At 63.0% G+C, this 10,987-nt stretch carries 4 protein-coding genes and 1 pseudogene; all 5 read left to right on the top strand.

Annotated features, from left to right (window positions below):
• Positions 1–388 (top strand): aminotransferase class I/II-fold pyridoxal phosphate-dependent enzyme (locus tag AC1D1P_RS05780; RefSeq protein ID WP_477672363.1); only part of this gene is annotated, 388 nt, incomplete at its 5' end.
• Positions 389–1,075: 687 nt separating this feature from the next.
• Positions 1,076–1,576 (top strand): hypothetical protein, encoded by a 501-nt coding sequence (locus tag AC1D1P_RS05775; protein WP_477668682.1) that lies wholly within the window; start codon positions 1,076–1,078, stop codon positions 1,574–1,576.
• 118 nt (positions 1,577–1,694) lie between these two features.
• Positions 1,695–4,337 (top strand): beta strand repeat-containing protein, encoded by a 2,643-nt coding sequence (locus tag AC1D1P_RS05770; protein WP_477672362.1) that lies wholly within the window; start codon positions 1,695–1,697, stop codon positions 4,335–4,337.
• A gap of 116 nt (positions 4,338–4,453) precedes the next feature.
• Entirely contained in the window at positions 4,454–10,495 is a 6,042-nt protein-coding gene (locus AC1D1P_RS05765) for an SdrD B-like domain-containing protein (RefSeq protein WP_477672361.1), read from the top strand.
• Between the two features lie 83 nt (positions 10,496–10,578).
• Positions 10,579–10,987 (top strand): annotated as a pseudogene (locus AC1D1P_RS05760) (IPTL-CTERM sorting domain-containing protein); the annotation flags it as partial.

Raw genomic sequence — 10,987 nt, 5'->3', positions numbered from 1 at the left:
GCTGGACACCAAACTGCTGGCCACGCTAACCACGCCAGCCCTGCTGGAGAAGGCGCTGGCCTGGTGCATAGATCAGGGCCAGTTACGCCGGCATGCCGAGCGTATTCGCACCCGGCTTGAYGGCGCGCGTGCACGCAGCGTCAAATTGGCCCTGGCTCACGGCTGCACATTTGCTGCGGAGCCCGCCGGCCTGTTCGGCTGGGTGGACACGGGCGTCGACACCGATGCGTTGTCCCAGCGCATGCTGGACGAGGGCTACCTGATTGCGCCTGGCGGCTTGTTTCACGCGGCGCGCAAACCCAGCACATTGATGCGCATCAACTTTGCAACCACGCAGGAGGCTGCGTTCTGGAAGGTGTTTGCGCGCTTGCGTGATGCCGTGAGGTAACTTTCCTCCTTCTTTCGCGGCTTGCCCTGACAGAACAGGGCGGGCCGTGAAGAAGCGAGTTTTGAGCGAGCTTGGCACCGAGTTCGGGCAGCTTGTCTTTCGCCACTCTGCCCGCGGCGAGCGGCCGCGACTATGCGGTTATGTCTTCCGCCCCGCCATGCTCCGCGTTGGAGTTCGCCTGGCTTGTTGCGCCTGGGGCGTTGCCCTTTCCTCCCTTCCCCCTCTTTTCTCCTTGTTTTCCTCATCCTCCGGCTTCCCGTTGGCGCTGCCCGGCTACCTGTCCCCTTTCGAAAATGACATTCGGCTTGGCCGGTAATCTGATGGTTGTTTCTATTGGTTACGAGTTAACTCTAATTGTTGAATTGAGGCCCCGGTTTTAGCTAATTTCCATTAGTTTCTTCGGATCTTTTGGTGGATTTTCGATGTTTTAATATGTAACTTACTGTTTCAATCACTCCGATTGAAGACTGAAATTCAACTAAATACGGACGTTTATGCGATTTTTCTCACGAAATTTTTGTTTTTATTCACATCTATTGCGTTCGTGTGAAGTAATCGAGGCTCTAAAAGTTGATAAGTAACATAAAGTTACGTCTCAAATACATATCGATGCGCATATGTTGCCGGCCCTACATGGATCTGCCTCCGAGCCAGCCATTTGCCGAGAGTCACGAAAGGACGTTACCCATGAAATCTGCCCTGAAACTTTGTATTTTTGCCGCCGGACTGGTGTTTGGCCAAGCTGTGCTGGCCCAAGCCTCGCCGGTGTCTTCCCAGCTCCTGGCGCAGCGCGTGGAGATGGTGGGCGGCAAGCCCGTGCTCAAGCCCGCCGGCGACGGCAAACCCGGGGATGTCCTGCAGTACAGCGCTACTTACCGCAATACCAGCACCGCTGCAGCCGGCAAGCTTCTGGCAACCATACCGGTGCCTCCCGGCACCACCTTTATCGCGGCAAGTGCCGAACCTGCACAGGCTCTGGCCTCAACGGACGGAAGCATCTTTGCACCCATGCCGCTGACGCGCATGGTCAAGCAGGCCGACGGCAGCGTGCGCAAAGAGCCCGTTCCCCTGTCTGACTATCGCGCCTTGCGCTGGGAAACCGGCACCTTGGCCGCAGGCGCCAGCACCGTGGTCAGTCTGCGTGTGCGCATCGATTCACCTGCAGTCGCACTGGCTGCCAAACCGTGATGACGGCCAGCTTCCCTTGCAGCTGCGCCTCCCGCCATGCGGGCGGCGCATTTCGCCTTTCCGTTCCCCGTTAATTGTTTGTTGATTCACCGTTGTTAAGTAGCCAGGAGAAAAAGCCATGTATGCCAATCCTTCGAGTCCGCAGCCTTTAGGGTTGCAGCACTTTTTCACCCACTGGATTGTGGGATTGTTTGTCGCGCTTATGCTGGCTCTGGCCGGCCTGGCGGCCCATGCCGCGCCACCGCCGGCGGGCACGTCCATCAGCAACCAGGCCTCGGCCACGTACTCGGATGCATCCGGCATTACCCGCACGGTCACGTCGAACGTGGTGCAGACCACGGTGCAGCAGATTGCAAGCTTGACCCTGGCGGCCAACGGCGCGCAGAACGCGACCCCCGGCAGCGTGGTGTACTACCCGCACACCCTGACCAACACGGGTAACGGCACGGACACGTTCAACCTGACCACCAGCAATACCGGTGGCTTCTCGATGGCCAGCGTCCAGATTTTTGCCGACAACGGCAGCGGTACACCAACGGGCCCGGCGATCACTTCGACGGGCGCGCTGGCCGCAGGCGGCCTCTTCAAGTACATCGTGGTCGCCACCTTGCCGGGCACGGCTACGGCGGCACAGACCAACACCATCACGGTGACCGGCACCAGCGTATTTGACCCGACGAAAACCCAGTCGAACACCGACGTGACCACGGCCACGACCAACGCGGTCGTCACGCTGACCAAGTCGGCAAGCGTGTCCAGCGGCTCGGCCGGGACGGCCATCACCTACACCCTGACCTACACGAACACCGGTAACAGCACGGCCACCGCCGTGGCGATCACCGACGTTCTGCCGGCGGGCCTGACCTATACCGCGGGTTCTGCACGCTGGAGCGTGACGGGCGCCACGGCGCTGAGCGACGCTGGTGCCTCCAGTGGTTCTGCACCCAACACCCTGACTTCGGGCTACACCCTGGGAACCAAGACCCTGCTGGTCACGCTCAACCAGGTGACGGCTGGCCAATCTGGCACCATCAGCTTCGGCGTGACCGTGGCCGGGGGAACTGCACCCGGCGTACTCAACAACACCGCCACGACGTCTTACAACAACGGCGCTACCACGGTAACGGGCGGCTCCAACACGGTGCCGTTCACGGTGCTGCAGACCGCCGCCGTGACGCTGACCGGCACCACGGTGCCTGGCCCGGCCGCGCCTGGCTCGACGGTGAGCTTCACCAACACGGTGACCAATACCGGCAATGGCTCCGACACCTTCAACATCACGCTGAGCACGGGCAACTTCCCGGCCGGCACGACCTTCCAGCTTTACAAGAGCGACGGCGTCACGCCGTTGGTCGATACGAATAGCGACGGCACGGTTGACACCGGCCCGCTGGCCGCAGGCGCTACCTACAACGTGATCCTCAAGGCCACGCTGCCGCCGAACGCGACCAACACAGGTGCGCCTTTCATCATTGTCAAGACGGCCACCTCGGTGTTTGACCCGACCAAGACGGCTACCACCAACGACCAGCTGACCGCCGTGACTGCCGCAGCGGTTGATGCCACCAATAACCTGCCGACCGCGGTGGGTGTTCCCGGCGTGGGCGTGTTCGCCAACGGCGAAGGTGCCGCGCAGGTCACCAACACGCTGAACCCGGGCGCCTCGACGGTCTTCACGATCGTGGCCAACAACACCGGCCCTTCGCCGGACAGCTACAACCTGGGCGCCAGCACGGTGAACACCTTCGCCAGCGTGACGTTGCCCGCTGGCTGGACGGTCAGCTTCCGCGCCGACGGCGGCGCAGGAAACTGCTCGACCACGGGTGCGACCATCACCAACACGGGTTCCGTGGCCGCCGCCGGCAACGTTGTCGTCTGCGCGGTGGTGGGTGTGCCTGCCGGCTTTGCAGCGGGCACCACGCAGCTGTACTTCCGTACGCTGTCGCCCACGTCGAACGCTTCGGACACGCTGCATGACGCGGTGGTCGTGAACGCCGTGCGCTCGGTGACCCTCACGCCCAACGGCGCCGGCCAGACCTATCCAGGCGGCTCCTACGTCTACAGCCACACCTTGACCAATACCGGCAACGTGCTGGAAGGCAACGGCACGGTCAGTACGCTGACCCTGGCCGGCGCCGACAACCAGGCCGGCTGGACTTCCGCGCTGTACTACGATGCCAACGCCAACGGCGTACTCGACGCGACCGACCCTCAGATCAGCAGCACGCTGCATGCCGCGGGCGTCCTGCCTGCGGGTCTGGCTCCCGGTGCATCGATCACGGTGTTCAACAAGGTGATCGCTCCTAGCGGCGCAACCCCCGGTGCAGTGGACGCCACGACCATCACGGTCACGACCACCAATGGCAGCTATGCGACGACAGTTCCTGCCGTGGCTACTGCGGTTGACAGTACGACTGTGATCGCCGGCAACCTGACGCTGACCAAGGCGCAATCCCTGGACACGGCTTGCGCTGGCGCCAACGGCGGCACGGTCTACGCGGCGGCTACCCTCAGCGCCCGTCCCAACCAGTGCGTGCTGTACCAGATCACCGTAACCAACGTCGGATCCGCGAATGCGACCTCCGTTGTGGTGTCCGACGCGACGCCTAGTTACACCACTCTGAGCAGCGCTGCGGCAAGCACGGTAGGTACCGTGACCGGCCCCTCCGCAGGCGCAGCGGGCACCGTCACCGCGACGATCGGCACCCTGACCCCTGGTCAGTCGGCTGTCGTGACTTTCGGTGTACGCATCAACCCCTAACCCGGGACTGACCTCAAGCGCGGGAAGCGAAAGCTTCCCCGCTTTTCAAAGGGCACGGCCGCGTGCCCTTTGGAAAGCGACGCCCTGTCGAAAACCGAACAACAAGCCCATCAACCATGCTTCCTCGCCCGCTGCGCAAGCTGCTGATCTCCTGCATGTTGCTGCTCTTCTGGGCAGCAGCACAGGCAGCGCCGACCCCGGCAGGGACGGTGATCAGCAACACGGCGACAGCAACTTTTGTGGACGCGGCGACGGGCCTGACGGTTCACCTCAACTCCAACACCGTGAACACCACGGTGGCGACGCTTGAAGCGCTCACGCTGGCATCCAGCCAGAACCTGCTGATCGGCGTAGGTTCGTCATTCACGATCAACCATAACCTTGCCAACACCGGCAACAGCACCACGAACTACCTGATCACGGCCAGTGTGTCCGGCGGCAGCGCCTTCACACCGCTCAATCTCCAGGTGGTGCTGGACGTCAATGGCAACGGTTTAGTGGATGCGGGTGAACCCGTGGTTCCTGCCGGAAGTCCTGTGATGGTTGCCGTTGGCGCCAATGCCGGATTGCTGATCACGGGCCAGATCCCGCCGGGCGCGACGCCCGGCCAGACGGCCCAGATTACCCTGAGTGCGTTGAGCCAGGTCCAGGGGGCCAGCGCGACCAACACCGATACGATCAATCTCACCAATGGTGCGGCAATCCAGGTCAGCTACTCAGCCTCGTCGGCCACCGCTACTCAGGGTGGTGCTCTCAGCTTTACCGCAAGGGCCATCAACAACGGAAACATGGCGGCCAGCCCGGCGAATGTGCTTGTCAATGGCGCACCAGTGACGCTTTTTATCCTGCGCGCCCCGGTGCCGGTCAACACGGCCTTTGTCTCGGCCCTGCCGTCTACCAGTCCCGGTGCCCAGACGCTGTACCACCTGCTGGGCGGAGCGACCAACAGCTATGTCACGGCAATACCCGGTGGTGCCACGGTGGACGCCGTTGCCTGGGGCATTGCCGCGTTGCCTCAGGGCGGATTGTTCCAGGGAACATTTAATGTCAGCGTGAACACAAACGCGTCGGGCAATGTGTCGGGCACGGCCTATGCGGACTGGACTGACGCCGCTGCACCGTTGACCACCACCAGCAATATGGTGGTGTTGCCGTTGCCGGCATACGCGGCAGACATCCTTTTCTACAGCAACGCCTCTTATGCCAACCGGACCGCCCTCGGTACGCCGGGCCATCCACTGTTTGTGCAGGCCAATGCTGCTGTGTGCAACGCTGACTCCACGACAGTAGGTACGGTGCCCATCACGCTGGTGAGCCGGCTTACGGGAGATTCGGAAACCTTTACGGCTGTGGAAACCGGCCCCAACACTGGCATCTTCCGCATCATGCCGAATGTTCCCACAGCCAATGCGGCGACGCACATCGTGGCTTCCGGCGACGGCATACTGGAAGTGCTGCGAAACGACACGGTGACAGCCACGATTTCCTCCTGCGGCGGCATCACCGTCTCGGCGACGACCACRCTGCTGGTGGATCCTTCCGGCATCGTGTTCAATTCATCCACCAACCAGCCTGTTGCCGGCGCCACGGTAGCGCTGATCGACGTCACCGGTGCCGGCAATGGCGGGGTTCCCGGTGGGCCAGCCGTCGTGTTCCAGATAGATGGGGTAACGCCGGCTCCCAGCGTTGTCGTGACAGCTGCCGACGGGTTTTATGAATTTCCGCTGGTGGCCAACAGCACATACCGGCTGGTAATCACCCAACCGGCGGGCTTCACCTTTCCATCGCTGCTTCCTGCCGGGATACAGCCTGCGGGTCGGCTGATCGATACACCGGGCTCTTACGGGGGCAATTTCGTCGTGGCGGGTGCGCCTGTGCATTTCGACGTACCCCTGGATCCGGGTGCGAATGCGGGTGGCCTGTTTATCCAGAAAACAGCCAACAAGAAGACAGCAGAAATCGGGGACTTTGTTGACTACTCGATCAAGTTTAACAACGTCAGCGCAGGGGCGCTCCCCGGTGTTGTGGTCAACGACAGCCTGCCTGCAGGCTTCGCCTATGTGCGCGGCACGGCACGGCTCAACGGCGTGCCCGTTGCAGACCCTTCAGGCGGTGCGGGTCCCAGCCTCCAGTTTGCGGTGGGCGCCATCGCCTCTGGCTCGCAGCCGACACTGACTTACCGCGTGCGCGTCGGCGTGGGCAGCCAGGGCGGTGACGGCATCAATACGGCGCAGGCTGCCAGCGGCGTGGTGCGGTCCAACCGGTCCAGCGTTCGCGTCCAGGTCGTCGGTGGTGTGTTTTCCAACAAAGCCTATGTGATCGGCAAGGTGTTTGCCGATTGCAGCCGCAATGGTGTGCAGGATGCGGGTGAGCCAGGCATTCCGGGCGTTCGGATTTATCTGGAAGACGGCACCTATGCCGTGACGGACGAGGAAGGCAAATACAGTTTCTACGGCCTGGAGCCACGCACCCATGTCGCCAAGATCGACAGCATCACATTGCCTGCTGGTGCTTCGCTCCTGGTACTCAACAATCGAAATGCCCTTGATGCGGCCAGCCGTTTTGTGGACCTGACCAATGGCGAGCTCCACAAAGCTGACTTTGCCATCGCCGAGTGCACGGCCGCCATTCAGGAGCAGATCGCTCTGCGCCGCAAAGCGTTAGGCAATTCTTCGGAGATCGCCCAGGCCGCAGGCCTGTTGCTGCAGGCCAACCGCGGCGCGGCGACGGTGGACAGCCGGACGCTTCCCTCCAGCGGCGCGCTCGGTCTGCCCGGAGCACAGAAAAACAATACCCCCGCAGGTTCGGCGGCACCGCTGCCGGGCACCCTGGGCGCCGTGGGCGATCCGGGCGGACCTTATGCGCCTAACGCCCAGGGGTTGCCAAAACCTATTTACGCGCCTTTGGAGGTTGTGTCGGAGGCCGCGCAACCTTCGGCGGTTTCCGGTGCCGAATCGCTACAGGCAGTTGTTCCACTGGAAGAGCTCCTGCCGGAGCTCAATGGTGAAACTGGTTTTGTCGGGCTGGTCAACGAGCAGGTGTTGCCTTCAGCCCAGACCCGCGTCCGGGTGAAAGGCCCGCTAGGCGCCACGTTTGAGGTCACCCTCAATGGGCAACTGGTACCCGCCACACAGGTAGGCAAGAAGAGCAGCCTTGAGAAGAACCGCGTCGTCGCCTGGGAATACATCGGTGTTGACCTCCGGCCCGGCCGCAATACGCTGGGTGTGCGCGCTGTAGACGGTTTTGGCAATGCACGCGGAACGGCGCAAGTCACGATCCTGGTTCCCGGTGCCCTGGCAAAGATCGAAGTTGGCGCGCCTGCGCAGCTGATTGCTGACGGTGCGACTGCCGTCCCTGTCACCATTTCGCTGCGCGATGCGCAAGGCCTGCCGGTGGCCGTGCGAACCCAAGTGACGCTGCAGGCAAGCCTTGGCCAGTGGCAGACTCCCGACCTGGATGCACGCCAGCCCGGCACGCAGGTCTTTGTTGAAGGTGGTGAGGGCCGCTTTTTGTTGTTGCCACCCGCCCAGCCCGGAAAGGCGGAGCTTGGTATTGCCAGCGGCACCGTCAAGTCTGTGGCGGCCATCGAGTTCATGCCCAACCTGCGGCCCATGATTGCGGCCGGTATTGTGGAGGGCACGCTCAACCTGCGCAGCCTCAATCCTTCCGCATTGCAACCCGCGCAAAGCGGCGATGTTTTTGAACGGCAGATCCGGAGCACGTCGCGCAGCTTTGCGGGTGGCAAGGGCGAAGCGGCTGCGCGGACTGCGCTGTTCCTCAAAGGCAAGGTGCTCGGTTCTTCACTGCTGACGCTGGCCTACGATTCCGACAAGCCTTCCGATACGGCGCTGTTCCGCGATATCCAGCCCAACCAGTTTTACCCGGTGTATGGCGATTCGTCGGCGCGTGGCTTTGACGCCCAGTCCACCGGCAAGCTCTACGTGATGCTGCAAAACGGCACCAACTACGCACTGCTGGGCGACTATTCAACCCAGAGCGACAACGCCGCACGTCAGCTCACGCAATACGCGCGCGCCCTGAACGGTGTCAAGGGCCGTTACCAGGAAGGTGCTGTGACCGTGGAAGGTTTTGCAAGCCGCACGGCGACGACACAGCTGGTGCAGGAATTCCGCGCCAATGGCACTTCCGGGCCGTTCCGGCTCAACATCAACGGTGTGGTCAACAGCCAGCAAGTCGACATCCTCACGCGAAGCCGCAGCCAGGCATCAGTCATCATCAATGACACACCGCTGGCGCAGTTCACCGACTACGAAATCGAACCTTTCAGCGGTCAGCTTCTGCTCAAGACTCCGGTTCCGAGCGTGGACACCGACCTGAATCCGATCTTCGTGCGGGTCAGCTATTCGGTGGACTCGGGCGGCCCCAAGCATACGGTCGCCGGCGCCGATGCGCGCCTGGAAGTCCTTCCGGGTATATCGCTCGGCGCGACGGCGGTGCAGGACACCGACCCCGCCAATCGCCAGAACCTCAGCGGACTGAACGTGACGGCGAAGCTGGGCGAAAAAACCGTGGCCACCGGTGAAATCGCCCGCAGCAGTACAGACTTGCAGGGCAACGGCTCAGGCCAGCGCGTGGAAGTCCGTCATGACGACCAGGCGCTGCAGGCGCGCGTCTGGGGTGCGCGCACCAGTGCGGGTTTTTACAACCCCAACAGCGTGCAGTCGGCCGRCCAGTCTGAATACGGCGCAAAAATCGGTTACGCCGTGGATGACAAGAACAGGCTTGTCGCTGAAGCGCTGCGCACTGCCAACAGCGTGACAGGCGCGGCACAAACCGGCGCGGACCTGAAGCTCGAACACAGCCTGCCCGGAAATGTGAAGGTGGAAGTTGGCGTGCGCTACAGCAGCGCCAACACCGCCGCTGCGCTTTCCGGTCCGGCCTTGCCTGGCAGTACCGTTCYGGTGACGCCTTCCGCCACGGCGCTGGCTTCAGGCTCGTCCGAGGAGGTGGGTTACACCACGGCGCGGGTCAAGGTGACGGTGCCGGTTCCGGATGTGCCCCAAGCCGACGTCTACGGCCTGGCCGAATACGCGATCGACGGCAGCGGCGGCCGGGAGGTCGGCGTCGGCGGCAACTATGCCATTAATTCCACAACGCGCCTGTATGCGCGCCACGACTTCATCAATAGCCTGAAAAGCATTTACACGCTCAATGCGTCGACTTCGCAATACACCACCGTTGCCGGCCTCAATACGGAACTGTCGGACAGCACGCAGCTGTTCAATGAATACCGCATGGGCGACAGCATCAACGGCCGCAGCAGCGAGGCTGCGGTCGGACTGCGCAGGCTCTGGCGCCTGGACAATGGCGTCGGCCTGACAGCCAGCTTGCAACGCATTAAGCCGTTGTCGGGTGTGACCATCGACGACTCTAGCGCCGTCACCATCGGAGCCGACTACACGGCCGCGGCCACCTGGAAGGCGTCCGGCCAGGTACAGTGGCAGACATCGGCCACTTCGAGCAGCTGGCTGTTGACGGGCGCGCTGGCCAACAAGCTGGACGACAGCTGGACCCTGCTCAACCGCGCGCTCTACAGCGAGCAGACCAACCTCGGCGCCACGGGCGGCAAGCGTGAACTGATCACGGCGCAGTCCGGTGTGGCCTATCGCCCGGTAAGCACCGACGTGTGGAATGCGCTGGGTCGCATCGAATACAAAAAGGATTCGGACAGCACCCTGGGCCCAGGCGTCAGCCGCGATGAGTCCGGGCTGATTCTTTCCACCCACCTCAATATCCAGCCCAGCCGCAGCTGGGTGACGAGCGCACGCTATGCCGCCAAATGGGGCCGCGACAAGTCCAACGGCATCAGCAGCCGCTCCTTTACCCAGTTGATTGGCGGCCGTTCCACCTGGGACCTTACCGAGCGCTGGGACGTCAGCCTGCAGGCCTACCGCATGTGGGGTAACGGCGCCGCGGAGACCGCGGTGGGCGTGGAAGTCGGCTATCTGGCCTGGAAAAACATGTGGGTGTCACTGGGCTACAACATCAAGGGCTTCCGGGCCGCTGACCTGGCGGGCGAGGCCTACACCCAGCGTGGTGTCTACCTGCGTGTACGCTTCAAGTTTGACGAGAATGTGTTTGAACCGGCTGGCGCGGCCACTGCCTCACCTTCCAACACGGCGGGCCCCAAATCATGATGTTTTTTCAGTGTCCAGGCCTTTCCTCGTATGCGCCCCGCCGATCCTCACCGGCAAGCAAGTGGGCGCGCCTGGTATGGGCCGTGGCCGTCATGCTGCTGGCCGCGACTGGCGCGATGGCACAGACAACTTTCAATTACACGGGCGCCCTGCAGACCTATACCGTGCCGGCGGGCGCGGGCGGCGTGATCATCCAGGCCAACGGCGCGGGTGGTGGCAGCGGCGGCAATGACTTGAGCGGTGACGGCGGCGCTGGCGGCGCGGGTGCGCGAGCCACGGGCACGTATTACATCGCCCCGGGCACCGTGCTCAACGTGGCCGTCGGACAGGGTGGCCGGCCCGGCAACACATCGCAAGGTGCTTTTACCTGCGCCAACGCGGCGGGCGCGGGCGGCCTTGCGGGCGGTGCTCCGGGCTGGGCCGGCGGCTCCGGTGGCCAGGCCGGCTGCAGCGGCTGGTCCGGCGGCGGTGCCGGCGGCGGTGCCGCCAGCG

Source organism: Polaromonas sp. P1_E1_2 (genome assembly GCF_056406035.1).
Note: the sequence above shows the minus strand (reverse complement) of the source record. Positions and strands in the feature narration are given on the sequence as shown.